Here is a 23,900-nt window from a genome sequence, read left to right on the forward strand (position 1 = left end):
TAGCATAGCAGTTCTCCGGCTCCCAGCCTTATGAATACGAAATGTGTTCGGTCAACCATTCGGGATGCAGCAGAACAAAGAGACCACCACCGTGCGCCCTGGGCTGTCATTCGAGCTCGGGCTCGCAGGAGACACAGGCTGCACAGCGGTGAGTCAACCGGTTCAGCAATCAAGACTCTCAACCATGTCCTGACCACTGAAGTTTGAACTATTTGAAAGATATAAGGAGACCCCATGAGCAGCGACCTTCAAACCAGCTATCTCGCCCCGCGCGACTGGGCCGCCCACCCATCCCATATTTACCCGTACTACAAATCAACCCTGCTGCGCGGCCCGAAGCAGCCGCTGGTGCCCATCAAGCAGGCGCTGGCCCAGCTCAATGCGCCGGTCTACGGCAGCGATCAGCTCGGCCCGCTCGACCATGACCTGACCAAAAATGCGGTGAAAAACGGCGAGCCGCTGGGTGAACGCATCATTGTCACCGGCCGCGTCATGGACGAAGACGGCCGCCCCGTGCGCAACACGCTGGTCGAAGTCTGGCAGGCCAATGCCGCCGGCCGCTACGTGCACAAGGTGGACCAGCACAACGCGCCGCTGGACCCCAACTTCCTGGGTGCCGGCCGCTGCATGACCGACGGCGACGGCCGCTACACCTTCATGACCATCAAGCCCGGCGCCTACCCCTGGGGCAACCACCCCAACGCCTGGCGGCCGCAACACATCCACTTCTCGCTGTTCGGCGACTACTTCGCCAGCCGCCTGGTGACGCAGATGTATTTTCCGGGCGACCCGCTGTTTGCCTACGACCCGATGTACCAGGGCGTGCCGGCCGACTCGCGCGAACTGATGGTGGCCAAATTCAGTCTCGACGTCACCCAGCCCGACTTTGCGCTGGGCTATGTGTTTGACATCGTGCTGCGCGGCCCCCGGGCCACCCGTTTCGAATAAGCAGGTACAGCAGGAACAGCAGGAACACGACATGAGCCAACTCAAACAAACCCCCTCGCAAACCGTCGGCCCCTTCTTTGCCTACGGCCTCACGCCCACGCAATACGGTTACGACCTCAAAAGCCTGTTCACCCCGGTGCTGGCCCAGCCAAACGCGCAGGGCGAACACATCCGCATCACCGGCCAGGTCTTCGACGGCGCAGGCCAGAGCGTCCTCGACGCCATGGTCGAAATCAGCCAGCCCGACGCCAGCGGCCAGCCCGTCACGTCAGTGGCCGATGCCCAGGCCAAAGGCTTCACCGGTTTTGGCCGCTGCGGCACCGGCACCCTGCCGGACAACCACTTTGCCTTTGACACCGTGAAGCCCGGTGCTGCCGCCGCCGGGCAGGCGCCGTTCATCAACGTCTGCGTCACCATGCGCGGCCTGCTGGTGCACACCTTCAGCCGCATTTATTTTGACGATGAAGCCGCCGCCAACAGCCAGGACGCCGTGTTGAATAGCGTGCCCGCCGAGCGGCGCGCCACGCTGATTGCCCGGCGCGAGATGACCGGCGCCGGGCCGGTGTACCGCTTTGACATCCACATGCAGGGTGAGAAGGAAACGGTGTTCTTCGATCTTTGACGGAGCGTTTTGAAAGGGCGGTGCCGGGACGCGGCTGGCGGCGGGAGCCAACGGGAACACTGGCGAGCGCAGCGCCGCCCCTGCTGCCTCTGCCTCTGCATCTGCCTTTACCTGAGGCGGCTTAAGGTTTTTTTAGGGTTGCCGTAGGCATTTTTTAGCAATACCCGCAGGCGCATCTTTCTAGACTTTGGCATGGTTTTTCGGTACTGCTGGCGCGTGGCGCTACGCCGGGGAGCCTCCAAGCAGGCGGTCGCCTGAGAAAGAAAAGCCCCATGAACATCACCCCCCAGGAAATGCAACAGGTCTCCGCGCAGGATGCGCCGCGCCTGGACCTGTATGCCGGCATTCACAAGGCCTTGCGCGCACTGATGGCCGACACCCTGCTGGCGCTGGGCCGCACGGACACCGACGATGCGCTGGAGCTGGCCCAGGCCAGCCAGCGCGTGATGGAACTGCTGGATTTTTGCGCCTCGCACCTCCAGCACGAGAACGACTTCATTCACGCGGCCATGGAGGCGCGCGCCCCCGGTGCCAGCGAGGCCATCGCCCATGAGCACGAGGAGCATGAACGGCACATTGGCGAGCTGAGCGGCCTGGCCTGCGCCCTGCTCAAGTTGGAGGCGAAGCAGCGCGCCAGCGCGACGCTGGAGCTGTACCGGCAACTGGCGCTGTTCATTGCCAGCAACTTCCAGCACATGCATGTGGAGGAAACGGCCCATAACGCCGTGCTCTGGTCGCGCTACACCGACGCCGAGCTGGCAGAGCTTCACGCCGCCCTGGTCGCCTCCATCCCGCCGCAGGAAATGATGTACGTCGTGCGCTGGCTGGTGCCCTTCATGAATCCGGCCGAGCGCATCGCCATGATGGCCGACATGCGGGCGCACGCCCCGGCGCCGGCTTTTGCCGCGGCACTGGACACCGTCAGGCCGCACCTGAGCGACCGGGAGTGGGCCAAGCTCACCCGCGGCCTCGGCCTGCCGGCCGTGCCGGGGCTGGTTCAGGCCTGAAGGCGGCCCTGAAGCGCTGGCGAAAGGGCTGCAGGATGGGGAGAGGGCGGCAGGCTCAGGCCGCCACCTCTGCCAGCACCAGCGGGCGCTGCACCGCCAGCCTGAAGCGGCCGCGCCCGGTTTTCTCGATGCGGATGTGCGGGCCGTGCTCCGCCAGGCGGCGCTGCAGCAGCAACAGGCGCGCTTCGAGGTTGTCGGTCACGTCGGGCAGGTGAATGGCCGGGTCCAGCCGCAACTCGCGGTTGGAAAACTCGGTCCGGCCTTGCCGGACATGGTCGGTCACCAGCTTCCAGAAGATCGCGCCCGCCACGCCCTTGATCAGGTAGCTGTCGTTCACAAACACGCTGTCGTTGCTCTGGAAGCGCCGCAGCTGCAGGGCCGCGCCACCCGCTTGGGCGCCGGGGCCTTCAGCCTGCCTGTTCGCTGCTGCCGCTGGCGGCGCGGCGTCCGCCAACTCGGCGGCCTCCGGGCCGGCCTGCATCAGGTCGATGGCCGCCCCCAGATGGCCGGCCAGCGCGACCAGCGCGTCTTCCTCCTCAAAGCCAAACTGCAGGTCGTTCGGGCTCTCGGCAAACAGCACGCCCAGCAGCCGGCCGACAGAGACGATGGGCACCGCCACCTGGCTGTGCGGCTCGGCCAGGCCCGGGTAGGGAATGTCGGTCTCCAGCATCAGCTCGGGCGCGCTGGCGCCCAGGCTGGTTTTGATGGCCCGGTTGTAGGCGTAAGCGTTGCTCATGTGCACGATGCGAACCGGGGTGCGCTCGCGCGCGGCCACGCCAATCACGCCCTGGCCCATTTCAATTTCCGAGCCCACACCCGATGTGGCATAGCCGCAGCTGGCCACGGTGTAGAGCCGCTGGGTGGTCGCGTCCAGCATTAGCACCATCGCATGCTGAATGCCCACAAAGTCGGTCAGTGTCGCCAGCGCGGCATTGAGCAGCTCCCCCAGCCCGGTGCAGCGCGACAGCCGCTCGCTGCCGCGGCGCAGCCCCGTCAGCATGCTGGCGCGCGGTGGGGCGGCGGGCAGGGGCTCGCCGGCAATGCACTCGATCGCCTGCACTTCGTAGATGTCCGAGCCCTGCAGCCTGAACACGCCCGCCATGCCGCTGTGCGACGCGATGCCGGCCAGCTGGGCCTTCATGCCTTCAAATACCGGACCTTCGGTTTCGGTGTGCAGGTAGCGGATGTGCATGCGGAAAAACGCCGCCGTGACCGGGTGCAACACCAGCACCGTGGCGTACGGATTGGCCAGGATGTTTTTGCGCGTCTTGTTGAAAAACTGGAAAGACAGCGCCACGTGGCGCTCGCTCACATAAAACACCTGCGAGATATAGGCCACATTGGGCGTGCCGTCCAGCGCGCAGGTGGCCATGACGGCCGGGATGGCGCCCTCCAGGCAGGGGCGTATGTCCGCCAGGCAGGGTTCCGGGGTCAACTGTGACAACTGCGCTGGTTGCGCCGCATTCATGGCGGGCTCCCGGGCCCATGGGGCAGCGGCGCACCGGCTTGGGGGCCGGGTGTCTGGTCAAACGCCTGCGCCGGCTCAAAGCTGATGGCCACCAGGTCATCCAGCCGGCGCGCCAGCATGGCCCGGGTGAACACCGGCGCGTAACCGACCCGCTGGATTTCGCTTTCCATGGACGCCACATAGCACTCCAGCGCCGGCTCGTCCGAGGCTTCGGCGCAGCGGATGCGCGGACCCGCGGCCTTGACCTGGACCGTGCGGTGCGAACTCGGCTCGGAAAACACCACGGCGATGCGTCCGGTGCTGGCAATGTCCTGGATCAATTGCCGCGACTGCTGCCGCGACAAATACACCGTGATGCTCTGCCCCCCGGGCGCAATCGTGCAGCCCACCGCGCGCATGATGCTGGGTCGCATGTCGAGGCCGCAGGCGCTCACGATGACGGACACGCCCTTGCCCATCATGGCGAGGAGCTCCGTCGGCAGCTTCGGTGCCGGGGTGTCGGTCGTGGCGGCGGTCATGGGCCAGATTGTAGAAGTCCTGGTTCTGTAGCGCGACGTGAAAATGGCCACGTATTCCGCCGGCATGGCATGCACCAGCGTCAGCCGGAAAAACGAGGTGAACGCGGTTTTCGTTCTTTTCGCTCTGCTTCCCCGTCTTCAGTTTCCAGCGCACCGTCCAACACACCGGCGCCGGAACGGTCTTGTGGGGATGCCTCGCCCAACCCGGGACGCCTGATCCGGCAATAATCACATGCGTCCAGTCCACCCCGCATTTAAAGGCTCACCCATGCTTTCAACCCTCATGACCGTCTGGTTCCTTCATGTGGCTGCCATGATCAGCCCCGGCGCCAATGTGCTGCTGGTGTCCCAGTTGGCGGCCGGTGACCGGACCCGAAGTGCGGCATTTGCCGCCCTGGGCGTGACGTTGGGCGCGGGTGCGTGGGCGACTTTCGCGGTGCTGGGCATCAATGCTGTCTTTCAGGCGTGGCCGGGTTTTCGTCTTGCGCTTCAAATTGCCGGCGGGCTGTATCTGCTCTACGTGGCCAGCCGGTTGTGGCGTGCGCGGGGGCCAGAGCTGAACGGGCGGGCTTCATCGGTGTCGCGGGTTGCGGCATTTCGTCTGGGGCTGCTCACGAACATCACCAATCCCAAGTCGGCGCTGTTCTTCGGCAGCGTGTTTGCGGCGTCTTTCCCCGCCGCGCCAAGCGTACTGTTGCAGGTTTGCGCCGTGGTGATGATTGTGGTCAATGCGCTTTGCTGGCACACGCTGCTGGCCTACCTGTTCTCGCGGCCTCGCGTCCGGGCGGCCTATGCACGTACGCGCATGACGGCCAATCGGGTTGCATCAGTCGCCGTGGGCGCCTTGGGGATGGGTTTGTTGGCGGCGACCTGGCGTGAGGCCAGGGCGAGGGTGTAGGCATCAAGGCGGCCTGGTGAACAGGCTCTTAATTCCGGAACCGCTTGCGCGTCAGCACCAACGCAATCCAGAAGCCCGCCGCCGCATAAAACACCAGCAGCGCCAGATGCTGCAGTCCCTGCGCCGGCCACTGGCCCAGAAACAGCGGGCGCACCAGCTCCACCGCCGCCGTCAAAGGCAGCCAGTCCGAGATCACCCGCATCACGCCCGGCAACTGGTCGCGCGGAAAAAACACGCCGCTCAGGAACATCGTCGGCGTGAGAAACAGCGTGAAGTAGTAGGTGAAAAAGTCATAGCCCTTGGCCAGTGCGTTGAAGATCAGCGCAATGCTGGAGAAGGTAATGCCCACCAGCCCGAGTAGCGGCCAGGCCAGCAGCAGCATGGGGCTGTGGCTGATGCCCAGCGCCAGCATCACCACCAGAATGATGGTGGTGGTGAACAGCGACTTGAAGGCCGCCCACAGCATTTCGGCAAACACCACGTCATCGAGCCGCACCGGTGCATTCATGATGCCGTCCCAGGTGCGCTGCACCTGCATGCGCGAAAACGCCGAATACAGCGCCTCAAACGACGCGGCGTTCATTGCACTCATGCAAATCGAACCGCTGGCCAGGAACAGGATGTAGGGTATGGCCGTGCCGTTGAGCTGCACCTGCCCGACCAGCGCGCCCAGCCCGTAGCCGAAGGCCACCAGCGTGATCAGCGGCTCGGCGATGTTGCCGACGAGGCTGGGAATGGCCAGCTTGCGCCAGACCAGCAGGTTGCGCCTGAAGACGGGCAGCCAGCGCAGGCCGATTTGCGGTGGCCTGAACAGCGCCTGTCCCTTCGTTGGGGTGTTTGGAATCGCGGACATCAGCCTTCCTCCCTGATTTGCCGGCCGGTGAGCTTCAGGAACAGGTCCTCAAGATTGGCCGGGCGGTGCAGCGTGCGCAACTGCGGAAAGTCCGTCAGCGCGTTCAGCAGGCGCTTGGCATCCAGCGTGTAAAAGAACACCGTCTCCCCGCTGACTTCGGTGCGCGCGGCCAGCGCTTTGAGGGGCGAATCGGCCAGCGCCAGCGCGCCTGCCCCGTAGACCTCCACCACGTCGGGCTCCAGGTTCTGTGCAATCAGTTCGCGCGGCGTGCCTTCGGTCATTTTCTTGCCGCGGTCCAGCACCAGCAGGCGGTTGCACAGGCGTTCGGCTTCGTCCATGAAGTGGGTCGTCAGCAAAATTGATTTGCCCTGCTGAACCAGCCGCTGCAGGCGCTCCCACATCAAATGCCGGGCCTGCGGGTCCAGGCCGGTGGTGGGCTCGTCGAGCATCAGCAACTGCGGGTCATTGACCAGCGCGCGCGCCAGGCTCAGGCGCCGCTTCATGCCGCCCGAGAGTTCACTGAGCTTGGCATTGGCCTTGTGCGTCAGCGCTGCAAACTCCAGCAGCCGCGGAATCCGCTCCCGGATCACCGCGTCCTTGAGGCCGAAGTAGCGTCCGAACACCAGCAGGTTTTCCGCGCAGCTGAAATCCGGGTCCAGGCTGTCGAACTGGCTGACGATGCCCAGGCGCGCCTTGATGGCCAGCGCGTCCTGCGGCATCTGCAGCGTGCCTGCCGCATGACCATTGGAATAATAGGAAACACTGCCAGCATCGGGGGCGGTCAGCCCCAGGCACATGCGTATGGTGGTGGTCTTTCCGGCGCCGTTGGGGCCTATGACCCCCAGGCATTCGCCCGGTGCGATGCTGAAAGACAGCTGGTTGACGACGATGGTGTCGCCGTAATGCTTGCTCAGGCCGGCGACTTCAAACAGGGGCTTGCTCATGCGGCCATTGTGCCCACTCTATAACCACACCCCCGTCCAGGCTCACTGCGTGTAGCCTGTTCCCCCCTCAAGGGGGCGGCGCCTGGGGCCGGCAAAGCCGGACCCGCGGCCCCCACTGGTGAAATACCCTACTGGGTTACGCCACTGAACTCTTGAACCAAGCATGAGCCGCGGGACTGGCTTTGCCAGACCGCAGGCGGGCGGCCCCCTCGGGGGGCAGCGACCCACACGAAGTGGGGGAGCGTGGGGGCTCAATCTTCGCCGTAGTCGTGGTCCGGGTGATTGACCGTGCCCAGCTTCCAGTAGCCGCGGCCCACGATGCGGCTGCGTTCCACGCCAAGTTCTTCGATGAGCAACTGGCGTATGCGGCGCATGGCGGCGGCTTCGCAGGCCAGGTAGATGCGGGCATCCGCGGCGGGCGCGCCGGCTTTGCGCAAGGCGGCTTCCAGCGCCTGGCCGGCCTGGGTGTTGTCGGCGCCGCGCGCCACCCAGCGTGCGTCCACTTTCGCGGCGCTCTGCAGCGGGCGCTCTTCGGCGGCATCGACCACTTCGACCAGCACCTTCGCCTGAGCGCTTGCGGGCAAGCTCGCCAGAATGGTTTCAAACGCGGGCAGGGCGCTGTCATCGCCTATCAGCACGTGCACGGGCGCGTCCAGCGCGAGTTTGTAGCCGGGGCCGGGCCCCATCAAAAACAGCACCTGGCCCGTCTGCGCCTGCGCGACCCAGGTGGACGCGGGGCCGTCGCCGTGCAGCACAAAGTCCACGTCGACTTCGTGCACGTCCGCACGCACGGCCAGCGGCGTGTAAGTGCGCATGGACTTCGGCTTCGGGCCGTCGGGCAGTGGGCGCTCCGGCTCGGTCTGCCCAGGCTCGGGAAAAATCAGCTTCATGTAGCTGGCCGGGTCGCCCATCTCAAAGCCTTCAAGCTCCGCGCCTTGCAAGGTGATGCGGCGCATCAGCGGGCTCAGGGTCTGCACGCGGGTGACCTGCACGCGGCGCGGTGGCCGGCGCTTGCGCGGCGCGGCCTCGGATACAGGGGCGGCGGCGGGGGTGGAGGGTGAAGTGGGTGTGGTGGACATGTGTCTTTCAGAGGAGCGGCGCATCGTGCGCTGCTTGAGGGAGAAACGGAGAAACGCTCCAATTGAGAATAATTATCATCTGATTGCAATGACCGGTGCTTTGCAGGGGCAAAGCGGGCCGGCGTCCTACCCGGGGCCGCATGGCTTGTGCAGTAAAGTAAGCGCAAGCGGTGCCCAGGCGCCCAGCCTTGCGGCCGCCGTTCCCCTTTTCTCCCATTTCTCCCACTTCTACCTTCAGCGCTTATGACCACTTTCGGAACCCCTTTGTCCCCCCATGCCACCAAAGTCATGCTGCTCGGCTCGGGCGAGCTGGGCAAGGAGGTGCTGATTGCCTTGCAGCGCCTGGGCGTGGAAACGATTGCCACCGACCGTTACGAGAACGCGCCGGGCCAGCAGGTTGCCCACCATGCGCGCACCATCACCATGAGCGACCCGGCTCAGCTCAAGGCGCTGATTGAAAAGGAAAAGCCCGACCTGGTCGTGCCCGAGATCGAGGCCATCGCCACGGCCATGCTCGAAGAACTCGAAGCCGCCGGCACGGTGCGCGTGATCCCGACAGCCCGCGCCGCCCGCCTGACCATGGACCGCGAAGGCATACGCCGGCTGGCCGCCGAGACCCTGGGCCTGCCGACCAGCCCCTATGTCTTTTGCGATTCGCTGCAGGAGCTGCAGGCTGCCATCGACAGCAAAATCGGCTACCCCTGCATCGTCAAGCCGGTCATGAGCTCCTCGGGCAAGGGCCAGAGCAAAATCGCCGGCCCCACTGACGTGAAAACCGCCTGGGACTACGCCATGGCCGGTGGCCGCGTCAGCCACGGCCGGGTGATCGTCGAGGGCTTCATCGACTTTGACTACGAGATCACGCAGCTCACCGTGCGCGCCCTCGGCGCTGACGGCCAGGTGGAAACGCATTTTTGCGAACCGATTGGCCACATCCAGGTCAGTGGCGACTATGTGGAAAGCTGGCAGCCGCACCCCATGCGTGAGGCCGCCCTGCAAAAAAGCCGGGCCATCGCCAAAGCCATCACCGACAACCTGGGCGGTCAGGGTCTCTTTGGCGTCGAGCTGTTCGTCAAGGGCGACGAGGTGTGGTTCAGCGAAGTCAGCCCGCGCCCCCACGACACCGGCATGGTCACCATGGCCACGCAATGGCAAAACGAGTTCGAGTTGCATGCGCGCGCCATCCTGGGCCTGCCGGTCAACACCGCGCTCAAGAGTCCCGGCGCCAGCGCGGTGATTTACGGCGGCGTGGACGCCCAAGGCATTGTGTTTGACGGCGTGGCCGAAGCGCTGCGTGTACCCAACACCGACATCCGCCTGTTCGGCAAGCCCGAGAGTTTCGTCAAGCGCCGCATGGGCGTGGCGCTGGCCTTTGATGTCGATGTCGAGGTGGCACGTGCCAACGCCAAGCTGGCCGCGTCCCGGGTCAAGCCCCGGGTGGCGAAGGGCTGATGCATGTTGACAGGGCTGCGGTATGAGGCTGCGGTATGAACCTGTCTGAGCTCGTCGCCTGGATGGACGACTCGTCGCTGCGCATCGTGTTGGCAGCCGGTGTCAGCGTTGTGCTGGCCCTGGTGGCGGCCCGCATCGGTGCCGCCATCGTGCTGCGCGTGACGCGTTCCATGCCGGTGCTGGCCAAGGTGGCGGAGCAATGCCGGTCCCCTGCACAGTTCCTGCTGCCATTGATGGCCTTGCAGGTCGTGTGGCACAGCGCACCCGATGCCTTCCCGCTGATTGGCGGAATACGCCATGCCAATGGCCTGTTGCTGCTGGCCACCCTGACCTGGGCGGGCATGCGCGCGGCACGCGGGGCAGCGCTGGGTGTGATCGGCCTGCACCCCGTCGATGTGGCTGACAACCTCAACGCCCGCCGCATCCACACGCAAACCCGCATGCTGGCGCGCACCCTCATGTTCGTCGTGCTGATGGCCGGGCTGGCCCTGATGTTGATGACCTTTCCCGGTGCCCGCCAGTTTGGGGCCAGCCTGCTGGCTTCGGCCGGTGTGGCGGGGCTGGTGGTCGGCATTGCCGCGCGCCCCGTCTTCAGCAATCTGATTGCCGGTTTGCAGATTGCGCTGGCGCAGCCCATCCGCATCGACGACGTCCTCATCGTCCAGGGCGAGTGGGGGCGGGTCGAAGAAATCACCGGCGCCTATGTGGTGCTGAAGATCTGGGATGAGCGGCGCATGATCGTTCCGCTGCAATGGTTTATTGAAAATCCCTTCCAGAACTGGACGCGCAACAGCGCGCAAATCATCGGCACCGTGCTGCTGTGGGTGGATTACCGCATGCCGATGGAGCCGCTGCGTCACGCCGCACTGCAGGCCTGCGAAGCGGCCCCTGAATGGGACAAGCGGCTGTGCCTGCTGCAGGTGGTGGAGGCGGGGGAGCACAGCATGCAGTTGCGCTTGCTGGTCACGTCGGCCAACTCCAGCCTGAACTGGGATTTGCGCTGCAAGGTGCGCGAGGCGCTGGTGGATTTCATGCAGCGCGAGTACCCGCAATACCTGCCCCGCATGCGGGCCGAGTTGGCGCAAGCGCCGCAGCCCGGGCAGAACGCGACGGGCGGGCTGGCCAGCTGAGCCAAGGCCTGCGGGCCCGCAGCCCAAGGCAGTCAGGCAACGCGGGCAGGCAGGGTGCGCGTGCGATGATCATGGGCATCACGAAAGGTGATGGTTGAACCTAGAAACAGCAGTTGACCGCTCACAAACTTCAGGAAAGCCGCATGCCCATTGACTTTCCCCTCTTCGATCGCGTTCACCTTCTGGGTGACAGCGCTATGCGTCCGATTGCACCATGCTCGACGCACCATGCGGCGTTGCTCCGCCTTGTGGGCAGTAGCCCACTGCGTTGTCACGCCTTGCCTGGCACGCCGATCACGGCGCACTCAGACGCATCCAACTGCCGTTTCTAGGTTGAACCCTCCGGAGGATTTTGCATGGAACTGCGCCAACTGCGTTACCTGGTCCGGGTGATCGAGCTGGGCAGCATCAGCCGCGCCGCGCTGGATATGGACCTCGTGCAATCGGCATTGAGCCAGCAGATCAGCCGGCTGGAGAGCGAGCTGTCCACCCGCTTGCTCCAGCGCAGCCCAAAGGGCGTGACCCCGACCGAGGCCGGCATGGCGTTTTTCCGCGAGGCGCAACTGGTGCTGCGCCACGCCGAGCAGGCGGCGCGTGCGGCGCAGCAGTCGCGCCTGTCGGGCAGTGTCAGCGTGGGCATGGCCCCCACCACGGCAGCCGTGCTGGGCCTGCCGCTGATCCGGGCCATGCGTGAACGCTACCCCGATGTGCGCCTGCACATGGTGGAAAGCCTGTCGGGCCATCTGACGGCCATGCTCAATGCCCGCCAGCTGGACCTGGCCATGCTGTTCAACACCCAGGCGGGGCGCCGCTGGAGCGTGATGCCCCTGCTCGAGGAAAAGCTGTTCCTGATCCGGTCACGCCGCACGCTGGCGGGCCAACCCGCCGACCGCATCCGTGTGGCGCAGCTGGCGGGCTTGCCGCTGATATTGCCCACCGGTCCGCATGGCCTGCGCAGCACGATCGAAAGCGCCTTTGCCCGGGCCAAATGCAAGCCCACGCTGGTGGCCGAAATCGACTCATTGGCCATGCTGATGGATGCGGTTGACAGCGGCCTCGGCTGCACGCTGCAGCCCTGGGCCGCGGTGAGCCGGTTCACCGATGCGGCGCAGCGCTTTCATCTGGCGCAAATCTCCGACCCCCTGGCGCGCCGCGTCAATTCACTGTGCAGCCTGTCGGACGACGAACTGTCGCCCGCCGCCCTGGCGGCGCGTGTGGTGTTGGCCGATTGCGCGATCGAGGCCGTGCGCTCCGGCCGCTGGCTGGGTGCCCGGCTGGTGGCCGCCTGAGGCCATCTCAGGTTATTGCCATCACGATTGGTGATACCCCCATGCCGCCGACCCGCTAGGCGTGCCGATGTTTTGGGGCTAAATTCCAGCGTGGCTGACAAACCGGTCGAGTGATCAACGCCGGCTTCCCGGCGTCATGGGTGCCTCAGATGTATCGAGTGTCACAGGTGTCATTTCCTGGCGCCGTTCGCCGCGCTTCAGCTCAGCTTTCAATTACTACAAGGAGACCGTCATGATGAGCCCTTCCATTTCCCGGCGTGCGCTGTTGCAGGCCGCTGGCCTTGGCGCCTCGGCGCTGGCCTTGCCGTATGCGCTGGGACAGTCGGCATGGCCGTCCCGGCCGGTTCGCTTTGTGGTGCCGTTTGCGCCGGGAGGCACTTCTGAAATCGTCGCGCGCTCGGTGGCCGCCGAGCTCAGCAAGCAGCTGGGGCAAAGCGTCTACGTGGAAAACAAGCCGGGCGGGGCGGGCACGGTGGCGATGCAGGAGGTGGCCAAATCCCCGGCCGACGGGCACACCATCATCCTCGGGCATGTGGGCACGCTCGCCGTCAACCCCTACATGCTGAAAAACCAGCCCTATGACGTGAACAAGGATTTCATCCCGGTGACCCTGCTGGCCAAGGTGCCCAATGTCTTTGTGATCCATCCGGACGTGCCGGCCAAAAACTTCCAGGAATTTGTCGCCTATGTGAAGAAAAACCCGGGTCAGCTCAACTACGGCTCGGCCGGCAATGCCAGCGCCGGGCATCTGGCCATGGAGTATCTGAAGCTGGTCACCGGCATGTTCATCACGCACATTCCTTACCGCGGCACCGGCCCGCAGCTGACCGATCTGCTTTCGGGTCGTACCCAGGCTTCGTCAGCCGGCCTGCCGGCCCTGAGCGCGCACATCAAGAGCGGCAAGTTGCGCGCCATCGCGGTGGGCACCGCGCAGCGCATTTCCGGGCTGCCCGATGTGCCCACCGTGGCCGAGATGGGCTTCAAGAACTTTGAGACCTCGCAGTGGTACGGCATCCTGGCGCCGGCCGGCACGCCCGCGGACGTCGTCAAGCATCTGCAGGAAGAGTCGCTGAAGGCCCTCAAGTCCTCGGCCGTCACCGCCCGCTTCGCCACGGACAATGCGGTCGGCGGCGGCGGGCCGTCCAGCGAATTTGCCGCGTTTATCGCGAGCGAGCAGAAGATCTGGAGCGACATCGTCAAGCGCGCCGGCATCCACGCCGATTAAACGTCAAAGGGAGTCGCAAGAGATGCTGGATGTCCTGGTGATTGGCGGTGGCAATGCCGCGCTGTGTGCCGCCTTGATGGCGCGGGAGGCCGGCGCCAGCGTGCTGGTGCTGGAGTCGGCGCCGCGCGAGTGGCGTGGCGGCAATTCCAGCCACACGCGCAACCTGCGCTGCATGCATGAGTCGCCGCAGGACGTGCTGACGGACGCCTACCCGGAAGAAGAGTATTGGCAGGACCTGCTCAAGGTCACGGGCGGGCAGACCAATGAGCAGCTGGCGCGCCTGGCGATACGCGAATCGTCGCGCTGCCGCGACTGGATGCGCCGGCACGGGGTGCGCTTTCAGCCTTCGTTGTCGGGCACGCTGCACCTGTCGCGCACCAATGCTTTTTTCATGGGCGGCGGCAAGGCGCTGATAAACGCCTATTACCGCAGTGCCGAACGCCTCGGTGTGCAGGTCCGCTATGACGCGCCCGTCGATCGCCTGGAACTGCGTGATGGCCGCTTCGTGGCCGCGCACTGCGGCGCCGAGCGGATTGAGGCCCGGGCCTGCGTGGTGGCCAGCGGCGGCTTCGAGTCCAACCGCGAGTGGCTGCGCGAAGCCTGGGGCCAGAATGAAGCGGGCGAGTGGCCGGCCGACAACTTTGCCATCCGCGGCACACGCTTTAACCAGGGCGTGCTGTTGCGCGACCTGATGGCCCAGGGGGCGGACACCATTGGCGATCCGACGCAAAGCCACTCGGTCGCCATTGACGCGCGTGCACCGCTGTACGACGGCGGCATTTGCACCCGCGTCGACTGTGTTTCGCTGGGGGTGGTGGTCAACAAACACGCCCAGCGTTTTTACGACGAGGGCGAGGACTTCTGGCCCAAGCGCTACGCCATCTGGGGCCGGCTGGTGGCGATGCAGCCCGGGCAGCTGGCCTATTCGGTGATCGATGCCAAGGCCGTGGGCCGCTTCATGCCGCCGGTGTTCCCCGGCGAAAAAGCCGATTCGCTGGAGCAGCTGGCGCGCCAGCTGGGCCTGGAGGTGCAGGCGTTTTTGCGCACGGTGAATGACTACAACACGGCCTGCCGCGTCGGCAGCTTCGATCATGCCGTGCTCGACGATTGCCATACCGAAGGCTTGTCCCCGGCCAAGACCCATTGGGCCCGGCCCCTGGATACGGCCCCGTTTTACGGCTATGCGCTCAAGCCCGGCATCACCTTCACCTACCTGGGCATGAAGGTCAATGACCAGGCTGCCGTGCATTTTGGCGGCCAGCCCAGTCCCAACCTGTTTGCCGCGGGTGAAATCATGGCGGGCAACGTGCTGGGCAAGGGCTACACCGCCGGCGTCGGCATGACCATCGGTACGGCGTTTGGCCGGATTGCCGGCACCCAGGCCGCCCGGGCGGCCCTGAACCACGGAGCGCAACATGCAGCAGCTTGAAGCCCTGACCCGCGAAGCGCGCGCGCTGGCGGTCGGTGACCTGCTATTGACCCCTTTTGAGGCCGAAGTCGGCCGGCAAATGCAGATCTGCAATGCCTGCCGCTACTGCGAAGGTTTTTGCGCCGTGTTCCCGGCGATGACGCGCCGGCTCGAGTTTGGCAAGGCGGACATCCATTACCTGGCCAACCTCTGCCACAACTGCGGCGCCTGCCTGCATGCCTGCCAGTACGCGCCGCCGCACGAGTTTGCCGTCAACGTGCCGCAGGCCATGGCGCAGGTGCGCGGCCAGACCTATGCCGACTACGCCTGGCCGCCCGCCTTGGGCGCGCTGTACAAGCGCAACGGCCTGACGCTGGCCCTGGCGCTGGCCGCCGGACTGGCGCTGTTCCTGGTGCTGGCCGTGATGATGCAGGGCACGTTGTTGCACGCACCGTTGGCGGGAAATTTCTATGCGATCTTCCCGCACAACTTGCTGGTCTCCATGTTCGCGCCGATTTTCCTGTTTGCTGCGCTGGCGCTGGGCTTGGGGGTGCGCAAGTTCTGGCGCGATGTGTCGCCAGGCGACGCATCGGGGGAAGCCGCGGTCGAGGCCACCGTGGATGCGCTGCGCCTGAAATACCTCGACGGCGGACATGGCGAGGGCTGCAACAACGACAGCGACGCGTGGACGCTGTGGCGCCGGCGCTTTCACCACCTCACGTTTTACGGTTTCATGTTGTGCTTTGCCGCCACCTGCGTGGCCACGCTTTACCACTACCTGCTGGGCCTGCAGGCGCCTTATGCGCTGAACAGCCTGCCGGTATTGCTGGGGACGGTGGGAGGCGTGGGCCTGCTCCTGGGCCCGGCGGGTTTGTTGTGGCTCAACCTGCGGCGCCACCCGCAGCACGGCGATGCGGCGCAGAAACCGATGGACCGCGGTTTCATCGCCCTGCTGTTTCTGACCAGCCTGACCGGCCTGGCCTTGCTGGCCTGGCGCGATACATCGGCCATGGCCCTGCTGCTGGCGGTTCATCTCGGCGCGGTGATGGCCCTGTTTGCCACCCTGCCGTACGGAAAATTTGCGCATGGGGTGTACCGCTGCGCCGCCCTGCTGAAGTGGACGACGGAAAAACGCCTGCCGACCGGGCTGCGGCTCAGCGAAGACTGAGCGCCCGTCAACGAAGCAGCAGTTTGGATGGACGGGGGATGCGGGATATAGTCCAGCCCATGAGCGATGCCGTTCCCCGTCATGTGCTGCCCGTGCTGGTGCTGGCGCAGTTTGCCGGAACCTCGCTGTGGTTTGCCGTCAATGCGGTGATGCCGGACCTGCAGCGTGAACTCGGATGGCCGGCATCCGCCGTCGGCACGCTGACCTCGTCGCTGCAACTTGGTTTTATTGTGGGGACGCTGGTTTTTGCCGTGCTGGCCGTCGCCGACCGCTTTCCGGCCCGGCGGGTCTTTCTGGTGTGCTCACTGTCCGGTGCCCTGTGCACCGTGGGTGCCTGGTGGATGGTGCGCGAGTTCACAGCCCTGCTGGTCTGGCGAACGGCGACCGGGTTTTTTCTGGCGGGCATTTATCCGGTGGGGATGAAGATCGCCGCGCAGTGGTACACCCGGGGTCTGGGTGGGGCGCTGGGCCTGCTCATTGGCGCGCTGGTGCTCGGCTCCGCCAGCGCCCATGCGCTGCGTGGGCTGAGCGGTGAATTGCCTTGGCCCAGCGTCATGCTGGGTGTCGCCGCATTGGCCGCTACCGGCGGTGTGCTGTTGTACGGCCTGTTGCCCGAGCCCCCTGCGGGTCCGGTGCGGCGCAGCACGCTGGAATGGCGCGCGTTGGCCACGCTGTGGACCGACTGGCGCGTGCGATCCTCGGTCCTGGGCTATTTCGGCCACATGTGGGAGCTCTACACCATGTGGGTGCTGGTGCCCCTGATTCTGGCCAGCCGGCTCAACGGCGCGGCGCTGTCGCTGGCTGCGTTTGGCGTCGTGGGTGCCGGTGCCATCGGTTGCATGGGTGGCGGATGGGTTGCGCAAAAAATCGGCAGTGCGCGGGTCGCGTGCGGGCAACTGGCGGTCAGCGGCCTGTGCTGCCTGCTGGCGCCCTGGCTTATTGGCGCGTCGGCCGTATGGTTCGCGCTGTGGCTGCTGATATGGGGCATCACCGTGGCCGGCGACTCGCCCCAGTTTTCCGCGCTCACCGCCAGCAATGCGCCGCGCCAGGCGGTGGGCAGCGTGTTGACGCTGACCAACAGCATAGGCTTTGCGATTTCCATCGTTAGCATCGAGCTGTTCACCAGTCTGACACAGCGCCATGCGCTGGCGTCGCTGCTGCCCTGGCTGGGCGTCGGGCCGGTGCTGGGCCTGCTGGCCATGCGCCCCCTGTTGCGCCGCCAGCCGTCCTGAGCCGCTTACTGAAACGCCACCTCGGCAAAGCTCCTGAGCTTGCGGCTGTGCAGCTGGTCGATGCCTTCGCGGCGCAGCAACTCCACCGCGCGGATGCCGATGCGCAGGTGCTGGTCAACCCGCTCGCGGTAAAAGTGGTTGGCCATGCCGGGTAGCTTGATCTCGCCGTGCAGCGGCTTGTCGCTCACGCACAGCAGGGTGCCATAGGGGACGCGAAAGCGGAAACCGTTCGCGGCAATCGTGGCGCTTTCCATGTCGAGCGCAATGGCCCGGCTCTGGCTGAAGCGGCGCTGCGGCTGGTTGCCGGGCAGCAGTTCCCAGTTGCGGTTGTCGGTGGAGGCCACCGTGCCGGTGCGCATGATGCGTTTGAGGTCCGGGCCCTGCAGGTGGGTCACGTGTTCCACGGCCTGCTCGAGGGCCTTCTGGATTTCGGCCAGCGCCGGGATAGGCACCCACAGCGGCAACTCTTCGTCGAGCACATGGTCTTCGCGCACATAGCCGTGCGCCAGCACATAGTCGCCCAGCTGCTGGCTGTTGCGCAGGCCTGCGCAATGGCCGAGCATGATCCAGGCGTGGGGCCGCAGCACGGCGATGTGGTCGGTGATGTTCTTGGCGTTGGCCGGGCCGACGCCGATGTTGACCATGGTGATGCCGGTGCGGTCGGCGCGCAGCAGGTGGTACGCCGGCATTTGCGGCAGCCGCGGCGGCGCCATGCCCAGCTCGTCGCCCGTGATGGGCGGCATGCCGGCGCGCCGCGTGACCACATTGCCGGGTTCGATAAACGCGATGTACTCGCTGTCCGGGTCGGCCATGGCTTCGTGGCCCAGGCGCACGAATTCGTCGATGTAGAACTGGTAGTTGGTGAACAGCACAAAGTTCTGGAACCACTCGGGCGAAGTGCCGGTGTAGTGGCGCAGGCGCTGCAGCGAATAGTCGACGCGCGCGGCGGTGAAGAGCGAGAGCGGCTGCGGCTCGCCCGGCCGCGGCTCGTGGGTGCCGTTGGCAATGCCGTCGTCCATGGCGCTCAGGTCGGGCAGGTCGAAGACGTCGCGCATCAGCATGCGGCGCTTCACGCTCAGGTGGCCCTCGATGTGGTCATGCTCGGCAAACGAAAAATGCACCGGGATGGGCTGGGTGCTGGTGCCCACTTCGAGCTCGACCGAATGGTTCTGCATCAGCAGGCGAAACTGCTCGAGGTAGTAGTCGCCATAGAGGTCGGGCCGCGTCAGCGTGGTTTCAAAGCGGCCGGGCCCGGCCACAAAGCCATAGCTCAGCTGGGCGATGTCCGGCGTCTCCAGAATGGCGCGCGCCACCGTGTCGGTGTGTATGCGCACAAAGGGGTAGCAGGCGCGCACATGGCCGGGCAGGGTTTCTCCGGCGACATAGCGCTGCATGGCATCGCGCAGGTGCGCAATCTGCTGGTCGTAGATGGCACACACCTGCGCCAGCGCGGCAGCGGGGTCGGAGTAGCGGGTCGGGGCAATGAAGGGAGGCAGGTAGGGCATGGCGGGGGATTCTTGATTTCATTCCATCATAGAGCTATCGCCCGCAGAGCGGGCGCCTTCAGAGCCTGTTCTCAGGCCTTGACCGGCTCCCGCATGGTCACAAACTCTTCGGCGGCCGTGGGGTGGATGCCAATGGTGCTGTCAAACACGGCCTTGGTGGCCCCCGCCTTCATGGCCACGGCGAAGCCCTGCACGATCTCGCCCGCGTCCGGTCCCACCATGTGCAGGCCCACCACGCGGTCCGTGGCGTCGTCGACCAGCAGCTTCATCAGCGTGCGCTCCGTGCTGCCGCTCAGGGTGTGCCTGAGCGCCTTGAAGTCGGTGCGGTACACCCGGATGGCACCAAATTGTTCGCGGGCGTCGGCTTCCGAATACCCGACCGTCCCGATATTGGGATGGGTGAACACGGCGGTGGGCACGAAGTTGTAGCTCATGCTGCGCGGCGTGTTGCCGGCGGTGGGGCCGAACAGGTGGTCCACCACCACCATCGCCTCGCCCAGTGCCACGGGCGTCAGCTGCAGGCGCGCCGTCACGTCCCCCAGCGCATAGATCGAGGGCACCGAGGTCTGGTAGTGTGCATTCACCTGGATCGCGCCCACCTCGTTCACCGCCACACCCACGGCCTCCAGCCCGATCCCGCTGGCATTGGGCGCGCGGCCGGTGGCATACAGCACGCTGTCCACCAGGAAACTGGCTGGCTTGTCCTGCAGGTCTTTCACCTCAACCTGCAGCCCGTCGTCAGTTTTGGTGATGGTGCTTATTTGCGTGCCCAGTTGCAGGTTGATGCCTGTCTTGCTCATTTCCCCGGCAATGAAGCGGCGCACGTCGTCGTCAAAGCCCGTCAGAAGCTTGTCACGGCGGTGGACCTGGGTGACCTGGGATCCCAGGCCGTTGAAGATCGATGCAAACTCGCAGGCGATGTAGCCACCGCCCACCACCAGCAGGCGCTTGGGGAAGGGGCTCAGGTCGAACATCTGGTCGGATGTCACCACATGCTCGCGGCCGGGGATTGTGGGCACGGTGGGGGTGCCGCCGGTCGAGACCAGGATGTTTTTGGCCGTGAACCGCCTGCCGTCGACTTCCACCGTGTGCGCATCCAGCAGGCGGGCCCAGCCCTCGATGATGGTCACGTCGGCGCTCGTGAGCAGCTGCACATAGACGCCGTTGAGCCGTGAAATCTCGCGGGCGCGGTTGGCCTTGAGGAGGTCCCAGTCGAAGGTGGGGGCCTCGCCGACCCAGCCAAACCCGAGCGACTCTTCAAAACTGTCGCCGTAATGGGCGGCGTAGCTGTAGAGTTTTTTCGGGATACAGCCGACGTTGACGCAGGTGCCGCCCATGGCGGCGACTTCGGCCAGCGCTACGCGGGCACCGCGCTGCGCGGACATGCGCGCGCAGCGCACGCCGCCGCTGCCGCCGCCGATGACGAAAAGGTCAAAATCAAAAGTTTGCATGCGCTTTTTCCTTTTTCTGTCTTCAGGACTGGAAGTCCTTGAGTTCCTTCTTGATCCACTCGATGAACACCCGGGTGCGCATGGGCAGCAGCCGGGCGTGTGGGTAGACCACGTTGATCGGGCGAACCGCCGGCTCAAAATCCTCCAGCACGGTGCACAGTTGTTTGCTTTGCAGAAACGGCGCCACCTGGTAGGACAGAAACATGCCCAGGCCCGCGCCGGCCACGCAAGCCGCAACGGCCGGCGCATTCTGGTTGAACTCCAGATTACCACTGACGGCCAGGCGCAGTGGCCGGCCCTGGTCATTGAACGGCCCCCATGTGAGGGCATGCTCGGTCACGCGCACGCAGTTGGCCTTCAGGAGGTCTTTGGGATGCCGGGGTACGCCGTGGCGCTGCAGCCAGGCGGGGCTGGCTACCACCAGGCGCCGGATGTGGCCGACAGTCTGCGCGACCAGCGTGGAGTCTTCGGGCTCGCCAATGCGTATGCCCACGTCAATGCCTTCTTCCAGCAGGTTGACCACGCGGTCCAGCAACACCATGGAGCAGCGCATCTTTTCGTATTGCTGCACAAAGCGCGTCACGGCAGGGGCAACATGCATTTGCCCGAACAGCACGGGCGCGGTGATGGTCAGGTGGCCCGTCGGTTCGCCTGCCTCCGCCGTGAGCGCTGCTTCCGCATCATCCAGCGCGGCCAGCAATTGCCGGCAACTCTCCAGGTGCCGCCGGCCTTCCTCGGTCAGCGAAATGCGTCGCGTGGTCCGGTTGAACAGGCGCACGCCCAGTTGCGCTTCGAAGCCGGCCAGCGTGCGCACCATGGCCGGCAGCGACGACTCCATGACGCGGGCCGCAGCGGTCAGGCTGCCTTCTTCGGCAATATGAATGAAGGCCTGCATGGCCCTGAGCTTGTCCATGGCGCCATGGTAACCCCGTGCTTGAAATTAATCCGATTTAGGGATTAGTTAAATCCTATATGAGCTATTTATTCAAATTAACGGATCAAACAGAATCCATCGTATTCGAATCCACAGTTCCCTTGTTCCTTGTTCCATTTCATCAACCCCTTGAAAGACCCGCATGAACGCAGTTGCCGCCTCCACCCCCAACGCAAGCCTCAAGGCGCTCCCGGCGCAGCCCATCAGGCTTTACCGCGTTGCCATTTCCGGCCACGCCCACCGGGTGGAGCTGTTCCTGTCGCTGCTGTGCCTGCCATTTGAGCGGGTGGAGATTGACCTGGCGGCCAAGGCCCATAAAACACCTGAATTCCTGGCCATGAATGCCTTCGGTCAGGTACCCGTGATTCAGGATGGCGACGTGACCCTGGCCGACTCCAACGCCATCCTGGTGTACCTCGCCCGGCGCTATGCGCAGGACGCAGACGCCTGGATGCCGATCGAGCCCGTGGCTGCGGCCGCCGTGCAGCGCTGGTTGTCGGTCGCCGCCGGTCAGCTGGCGTTCGGGCCTGCCGCGGCACGCGTCATCCAGCTGTTCAAGCGGCCCGACAGCCCGGACGCCGCCATAGACCGCGCGCATGCCCTGTTTGCCGTGATGGAGCAGCAGCTCGGGCAGTCCACGTTTCTCGCCGGCAACAGGCCCACGCTGGCCGATATTGCCAACTACAGCTACACCGCCCATGCGCCCGAGGGCAATGTTTCGCTGGAGCCTTACCCCAGGCTGCGCGCCTGGCTGGCCCGCATCGAAGCCCTGCCGCGCTTTGTGCCCATGGTCAAAACGCCCGCCGGGCTGGCAGCATGAGCGAATCCGCGTTTCACGAGGGCGAGCGCGCGGTGCAGGCCCGGGTGGGTGTGCGGGAGCGGATGGCGCAGCTCGGCCCGCGCGTCATCCGGGACTTCATGCCCGATCAGCACCGCGAGTTTTTTGAGCAGCTGCCCTTGGTGATTGCCGGCACTGCAGACGCATCCGGCCAGCCCTGGGCCTCGGTGCTCGCGGCGCCACCCGGTTTCATTCACTCGCCCGATCCACAGCGGCTGGTGCTGCAGGCGCAGCCCCTGCGGGCCGACCCCCTGGAAGACACGCTGGCGGAAGGCGTGGCCATCGGCCTGCTGGGCATGGAGCCGCACACGCGGCGGCGCAACCGCATGAATGGCGTGGTGCAGGGCCTGGGCGCGGCGGGCTTTTCGGTGCAGGTGAGCCAGAGCTTTGGCAACTGCCCCAAGTACATCCAGGCCCGCGAGCCGGTGTATGACCTGGGCCGTGTGCGTGCGCAACCCGTGGTGCATCAGGCGGGCCGGCTCGACGATGCGGCGCGTGCCATGATCGCGGCGGCCGATACCTTCTTCATCGCGACGGCCTATAGGGGTGACGGTGCCGGTGACGACGCGGGGCGGGCCGGCGGCGTGGATGTGTCGCACCGCGGCGGCAAACCCGGCTTTGTGCGGGTGGATGCCGACGGCACGCTCACGGTGCCGGATTTCATGGGCAACTTCTTCTTCAACACGCTGGGCAATATTGCGGTCAATCCGCGTGCCGGCCTGCTGTTCATTGACTTTGACAACGGTGACCTGCTGTACCTGGCGGTCACGGCAGACATCATCTGGGATGGCCCTGAAGTTGCGGCCTTTGAAGGCGCCCAGCGCCTGCTGCGTTTCAAGGTGCAGTCCATGAAGCGGGTGGAGGCCTCGCTGCCCTTGCGTTGGGGCCTGGCGGAGTTGTCACCCGTGCTGGAGGCCACCGGCGCCTGGGTGTGAGTCTCCAGGAACCCGCCGCTGAACGGGATCAGCCGATCACCTCGAGCGTGAGTTCGCGTTCAAGCCACTCGCGGAATTTCTGCACGGCCGGCCGCTCCGCGCTGTGGGCCGAGACGACGATGCGGTAACCCATGCCCTCGACCGTCTGGCCGGGCAGGACCACTTGAAGGTGGCCGCTCCTGAGCAGGGGCAGCACCAGCGGCGTGCGCCCCATGGCCACGCCTGCGCCCTGCACGGCGGCGTTGAGCACATGTTCGTACTGCGAGAAATACAGACAGGGCTGCTGCGGCGACTGCCGCAGGCCCAGGCGTTCGTACCATGCAGTCCAGGACATCCAGGAAAAGCGCATCGCCGGGTCGTAGTAGACGAGCAGCGGCGCGTGCAGGATGTCCGCGGCGCAGGCGATGCGCGCCGCGATGGCCGGCGCCGCCACGAGCATCACCTGTTCCTGCAGCAAGGGCGGCGGGCCATCCACGCCGGCCTGCAGCGGACTCAGCCGCACCGCAAGGTCCATGCCTTCGCGCTCAAGGTTGAGCCTGGCCTCCGAGGCATCGACGCGCACATCGATGGCCGGCTCCAGCGCCTGAAACTTCGCCAGCTTGGGCGCCAGCCACAGCGCGGCAAAGGACGGCGTGGTGGTGACCGAGACCGACACCCGGTCCATAGCCAGCAGGCGGTCAATGGCCGAGGCCAGTTGCGCCAGCGATGCACGGGCCGCCTCATAGAGCTGCCGGCCCTCGGGTGTCAGGCTCAGCCCCTTGCCGCCGCGCAGGAACAGCGCCATGCCAAGCGCGTCTTCAAGGCTTTTCACCTGCTTGCTCACGGCCGACTGCGTGATGCAAAGCTCCTCGGCCGCAGCGGTGAAGCTCAGGTGGCGGGCTGCCGACTCGAAGCCGCGTATCGCGTCGAGTGACATCGCGCGAAGGGAGTGGGATGAAGAGCTGTTGAGCATGGCATGAATGTTTGGAATACCCCGGATGACAAACCATCCGGCCG

General features: G+C 65.5%; 23 protein-coding genes. 13 read left to right on the top strand and 10 right to left on the bottom strand.

The window, feature by feature from the left end:
* Positions 1-234 precede the first annotated feature (234 nt).
* The 3 genes from pcaH (at position 235) to AC1DUB_RS22890 (ending at position 2,577) form a co-directional block, all read left to right on the top strand.
* Positions 235-948, top strand: a complete 714-nt coding sequence (gene pcaH, locus AC1DUB_RS22880; protein ID WP_477731463.1) for a protocatechuate 3,4-dioxygenase subunit beta — start codon at positions 235-237, stop codon at positions 946-948.
* A 31-nt stretch (positions 949-979) separates the two neighbouring features.
* Positions 980-1,570 carry a protocatechuate 3,4-dioxygenase subunit alpha gene (pcaG, locus tag AC1DUB_RS22885; RefSeq protein ID WP_477731464.1) on the top strand — a complete coding sequence of 197 codons (591 nt, stop codon included), beginning with the start codon at positions 980-982 and terminating at the stop codon, positions 1,568-1,570.
* Between the two features lie 272 nt (positions 1,571-1,842).
* On the top strand, positions 1,843-2,577 hold the full coding sequence (locus AC1DUB_RS22890) for a hemerythrin domain-containing protein (protein ID WP_477731465.1): 735 nt from the start codon (positions 1,843-1,845) through the stop codon (positions 2,575-2,577).
* 55 nt (positions 2,578-2,632) lie between these two features.
* Here the strand turns inward: AC1DUB_RS22890 and AC1DUB_RS22895 are convergent, their stop codons facing one another.
* Together AC1DUB_RS22895 and AC1DUB_RS22900 are read right to left on the bottom strand one after the other, a co-directional pair.
* Entirely contained in the window at positions 2,633-4,045 is a 1,413-nt protein-coding gene (locus tag AC1DUB_RS22895) for a GAF domain-containing protein (protein ID WP_477731466.1), read from the bottom strand.
* Entirely contained in the window at positions 4,042-4,563 is a 522-nt protein-coding gene (locus AC1DUB_RS22900) for a hypothetical protein (protein WP_477731467.1), read from the bottom strand. The genes AC1DUB_RS22895 and AC1DUB_RS22900 overlap by 4 nt, the downstream gene beginning before the upstream one ends.
* A gap of 268 nt (positions 4,564-4,831) precedes the next feature.
* Here AC1DUB_RS22900 and AC1DUB_RS22905 point away from each other — a divergent pair, with 268 nt between their 5' ends.
* Positions 4,832-5,461, top strand: a complete 630-nt coding sequence (locus AC1DUB_RS22905; RefSeq protein WP_477731468.1) for a LysE family translocator — start codon at positions 4,832-4,834, stop codon at positions 5,459-5,461.
* A 28-nt stretch (positions 5,462-5,489) separates the two neighbouring features.
* Here the strand turns inward: AC1DUB_RS22905 and AC1DUB_RS22910 are convergent, their stop codons facing one another.
* From AC1DUB_RS22910 to AC1DUB_RS22920, 3 genes are all read right to left on the bottom strand, one after another.
* Positions 5,490-6,314 (bottom strand): ABC transporter permease, encoded by an 825-nt coding sequence (locus tag AC1DUB_RS22910; RefSeq protein ID WP_477731469.1) that lies wholly within the window; start codon positions 6,312-6,314, stop codon positions 5,490-5,492.
* The gene (locus AC1DUB_RS22915; RefSeq protein WP_477731470.1) at positions 6,314-7,258 is read right to left on the bottom strand and encodes an ATP-binding cassette domain-containing protein; all 945 of its coding nucleotides are present in this window, start codon (positions 7,256-7,258) and stop codon (positions 6,314-6,316) included. Before AC1DUB_RS22915 ends, AC1DUB_RS22910 begins: the two co-directional genes overlap by 1 nt.
* A 251-nt stretch (positions 7,259-7,509) precedes the next feature.
* Entirely contained in the window at positions 7,510-8,337 is an 828-nt protein-coding gene (locus AC1DUB_RS22920) for a siderophore-interacting protein (RefSeq protein ID WP_477731471.1), read from the bottom strand.
* Between the two features lie 243 nt (positions 8,338-8,580).
* Between AC1DUB_RS22920 and purT the strand changes: the two genes are divergently transcribed.
* Together purT and AC1DUB_RS22930 are read left to right on the top strand one after the other, a co-directional pair.
* Positions 8,581-9,789 (top strand): formate-dependent phosphoribosylglycinamide formyltransferase, encoded by a 1,209-nt coding sequence (gene purT / locus AC1DUB_RS22925; protein ID WP_477731472.1) that lies wholly within the window; start codon positions 8,581-8,583, stop codon positions 9,787-9,789.
* 35 nt (positions 9,790-9,824) lie between these two features.
* Positions 9,825-10,919 (top strand): mechanosensitive ion channel family protein, encoded by a 1,095-nt coding sequence (locus AC1DUB_RS22930; protein WP_477731473.1) that lies wholly within the window; start codon positions 9,825-9,827, stop codon positions 10,917-10,919.
* Positions 10,920-10,951: 32 nt separating this feature from the next.
* Here AC1DUB_RS22930 and AC1DUB_RS22935 read toward each other — a convergent pair whose 3' ends face one another.
* Complete coding sequence (locus AC1DUB_RS22935) at positions 10,952-11,149, bottom strand: hypothetical protein (RefSeq protein WP_477731474.1); 198 nt, start codon at positions 11,147-11,149, stop codon at positions 10,952-10,954.
* Between the two features lie 126 nt (positions 11,150-11,275).
* Here AC1DUB_RS22935 and AC1DUB_RS22940 point away from each other — a divergent pair, with 126 nt between their 5' ends.
* The 5 genes from AC1DUB_RS22940 (at position 11,276) to AC1DUB_RS22960 (ending at position 17,241) form a co-directional block, all read left to right on the top strand.
* On the top strand, positions 11,276-12,208 hold the full coding sequence (locus AC1DUB_RS22940) for a LysR family transcriptional regulator (protein ID WP_477731475.1): 933 nt from the start codon (positions 11,276-11,278) through the stop codon (positions 12,206-12,208).
* Between the two features lie 232 nt (positions 12,209-12,440).
* A complete protein-coding gene (locus tag AC1DUB_RS22945) occupies positions 12,441-13,433 on the top strand; it encodes a Bug family tripartite tricarboxylate transporter substrate binding protein (protein ID WP_477731476.1) in 993 nt (330 codons plus the stop codon).
* 22 nt (positions 13,434-13,455) lie between these two features.
* Entirely contained in the window at positions 13,456-14,862 is a 1,407-nt protein-coding gene (gene tcuA, locus AC1DUB_RS22950; protein WP_477731477.1) for an FAD-dependent tricarballylate dehydrogenase TcuA, read from the top strand.
* A complete protein-coding gene (tcuB, locus tag AC1DUB_RS22955) occupies positions 14,849-16,009 on the top strand; it encodes a tricarballylate utilization 4Fe-4S protein TcuB (protein WP_477731478.1) in 1,161 nt (386 codons plus the stop codon). Before tcuA ends, tcuB begins: the two co-directional genes overlap by 14 nt.
* Before the next feature lie 38 nt (positions 16,010-16,047).
* On the top strand, positions 16,048-17,241 hold the full coding sequence (locus tag AC1DUB_RS22960) for an MFS transporter (protein ID WP_477731479.1): 1,194 nt from the start codon (positions 16,048-16,050) through the stop codon (positions 17,239-17,241).
* A gap of 5 nt (positions 17,242-17,246) precedes the next feature.
* Here AC1DUB_RS22960 and AC1DUB_RS22965 read toward each other — a convergent pair whose 3' ends face one another.
* The 3 genes from AC1DUB_RS22965 to AC1DUB_RS22975 form a co-directional block, all read right to left on the bottom strand.
* Positions 17,247-18,746 carry an AMP nucleosidase gene (locus tag AC1DUB_RS22965; protein ID WP_477731480.1) on the bottom strand — a complete coding sequence of 500 codons (1,500 nt, stop codon included), beginning with the start codon at positions 18,744-18,746 and terminating at the stop codon, positions 17,247-17,249.
* 71 nt (positions 18,747-18,817) lie between these two features.
* Positions 18,818-20,197, bottom strand: coding sequence for a glutathione-disulfide reductase (gene gorA, locus AC1DUB_RS22970; RefSeq protein ID WP_477731481.1), 1,380 nt, complete (start codon positions 20,195-20,197; stop codon positions 18,818-18,820).
* A 22-nt stretch (positions 20,198-20,219) separates the two neighbouring features.
* Complete coding sequence (locus AC1DUB_RS22975; RefSeq protein WP_477731482.1) at positions 20,220-21,110, bottom strand: LysR family transcriptional regulator; 891 nt, start codon at positions 21,108-21,110, stop codon at positions 20,220-20,222.
* Positions 21,111-21,273: 163 nt separating this feature from the next.
* Between AC1DUB_RS22975 and AC1DUB_RS22980 the strand changes: the two genes are divergently transcribed.
* On the top strand, positions 21,274-21,951 hold the full coding sequence (locus AC1DUB_RS22980) for a glutathione S-transferase family protein (RefSeq protein ID WP_477731483.1): 678 nt from the start codon (positions 21,274-21,276) through the stop codon (positions 21,949-21,951).
* On the top strand, positions 21,948-22,904 hold the full coding sequence (locus AC1DUB_RS22985) for a pyridoxamine 5'-phosphate oxidase family protein (protein ID WP_477731484.1): 957 nt from the start codon (positions 21,948-21,950) through the stop codon (positions 22,902-22,904). The genes AC1DUB_RS22980 and AC1DUB_RS22985 overlap by 4 nt, the downstream gene beginning before the upstream one ends.
* Before the next feature lie 28 nt (positions 22,905-22,932).
* On the opposite strand, the gene AC1DUB_RS22990 is transcribed toward AC1DUB_RS22985, so the two are convergent.
* Complete coding sequence (locus AC1DUB_RS22990) at positions 22,933-23,856, bottom strand: LysR substrate-binding domain-containing protein (protein WP_477731485.1); 924 nt, start codon at positions 23,854-23,856, stop codon at positions 22,933-22,935.
* Between the last annotated feature and the right edge of the window lie 44 nt (positions 23,857-23,900).

The organism is Polaromonas sp. P4_F9 (genome assembly GCF_056401235.1).

What these genes read in the sequence shown, in the direction of transcription:
- purT (WP_477731472.1), top strand. Translation starts at nt 8,581, where the DNA reads ATGACCACTTTCGGAACCCCTTTGTCCCCCCATGCCACCAAAGTCATG.
- AC1DUB_RS22935 (WP_477731474.1), bottom strand. Translation starts at nt 11,149, where the DNA reads ATGGTGCGTCGAGCATGGTGCAATCGGACGCATAGCGCTGTCACCCAG.
- AC1DUB_RS22905 (WP_477731468.1), top strand. Translation starts at nt 4,832, where the DNA reads ATGCTTTCAACCCTCATGACCGTCTGGTTCCTTCATGTGGCTGCCATG.
- AC1DUB_RS22940 (WP_477731475.1), top strand. Translation starts at nt 11,276, where the DNA reads ATGGAACTGCGCCAACTGCGTTACCTGGTCCGGGTGATCGAGCTGGGC.
- AC1DUB_RS22980 (WP_477731483.1), top strand. Translation starts at nt 21,274, where the DNA reads ATGAACGCAGTTGCCGCCTCCACCCCCAACGCAAGCCTCAAGGCGCTC.
- AC1DUB_RS22890 (WP_477731465.1), top strand. Translation starts at nt 1,843, where the DNA reads ATGAACATCACCCCCCAGGAAATGCAACAGGTCTCCGCGCAGGATGCG.
- AC1DUB_RS22990 (WP_477731485.1), bottom strand. Translation starts at nt 23,856, where the DNA reads ATGCTCAACAGCTCTTCATCCCACTCCCTTCGCGCGATGTCACTCGAC.
- AC1DUB_RS22965 (WP_477731480.1), bottom strand. Translation starts at nt 18,746, where the DNA reads ATGCCCTACCTGCCTCCCTTCATTGCCCCGACCCGCTACTCCGACCCC.
- AC1DUB_RS22930 (WP_477731473.1), top strand. Translation starts at nt 9,825, where the DNA reads ATGAACCTGTCTGAGCTCGTCGCCTGGATGGACGACTCGTCGCTGCGC.
- pcaG (WP_477731464.1), top strand. Translation starts at nt 980, where the DNA reads ATGAGCCAACTCAAACAAACCCCCTCGCAAACCGTCGGCCCCTTCTTT.
- AC1DUB_RS22945 (WP_477731476.1), top strand. Translation starts at nt 12,441, where the DNA reads ATGATGAGCCCTTCCATTTCCCGGCGTGCGCTGTTGCAGGCCGCTGGC.
- AC1DUB_RS22900 (WP_477731467.1), bottom strand. Translation starts at nt 4,563, where the DNA reads ATGACCGCCGCCACGACCGACACCCCGGCACCGAAGCTGCCGACGGAG.
- AC1DUB_RS22960 (WP_477731479.1), top strand. Translation starts at nt 16,048, where the DNA reads ATGCGGGATATAGTCCAGCCCATGAGCGATGCCGTTCCCCGTCATGTG.
- AC1DUB_RS22895 (WP_477731466.1), bottom strand. Translation starts at nt 4,045, where the DNA reads ATGAATGCGGCGCAACCAGCGCAGTTGTCACAGTTGACCCCGGAACCC.
- AC1DUB_RS22985 (WP_477731484.1), top strand. Translation starts at nt 21,948, where the DNA reads ATGAGCGAATCCGCGTTTCACGAGGGCGAGCGCGCGGTGCAGGCCCGG.
- tcuA (WP_477731477.1), top strand. Translation starts at nt 13,456, where the DNA reads ATGCTGGATGTCCTGGTGATTGGCGGTGGCAATGCCGCGCTGTGTGCC.
- tcuB (WP_477731478.1), top strand. Translation starts at nt 14,849, where the DNA reads ATGCAGCAGCTTGAAGCCCTGACCCGCGAAGCGCGCGCGCTGGCGGTC.
- AC1DUB_RS22915 (WP_477731470.1), bottom strand. Translation starts at nt 7,258, where the DNA reads ATGAGCAAGCCCCTGTTTGAAGTCGCCGGCCTGAGCAAGCATTACGGC.
- pcaH (WP_477731463.1), top strand. Translation starts at nt 235, where the DNA reads ATGAGCAGCGACCTTCAAACCAGCTATCTCGCCCCGCGCGACTGGGCC.
- AC1DUB_RS22910 (WP_477731469.1), bottom strand. Translation starts at nt 6,314, where the DNA reads ATGTCCGCGATTCCAAACACCCCAACGAAGGGACAGGCGCTGTTCAGG.
- AC1DUB_RS22975 (WP_477731482.1), bottom strand. Translation starts at nt 21,110, where the DNA reads ATGGACAAGCTCAGGGCCATGCAGGCCTTCATTCATATTGCCGAAGAA.
- AC1DUB_RS22920 (WP_477731471.1), bottom strand. Translation starts at nt 8,337, where the DNA reads ATGTCCACCACACCCACTTCACCCTCCACCCCCGCCGCCGCCCCTGTA.
- gorA (WP_477731481.1), bottom strand. Translation starts at nt 20,197, where the DNA reads ATGCAAACTTTTGATTTTGACCTTTTCGTCATCGGCGGCGGCAGCGGC.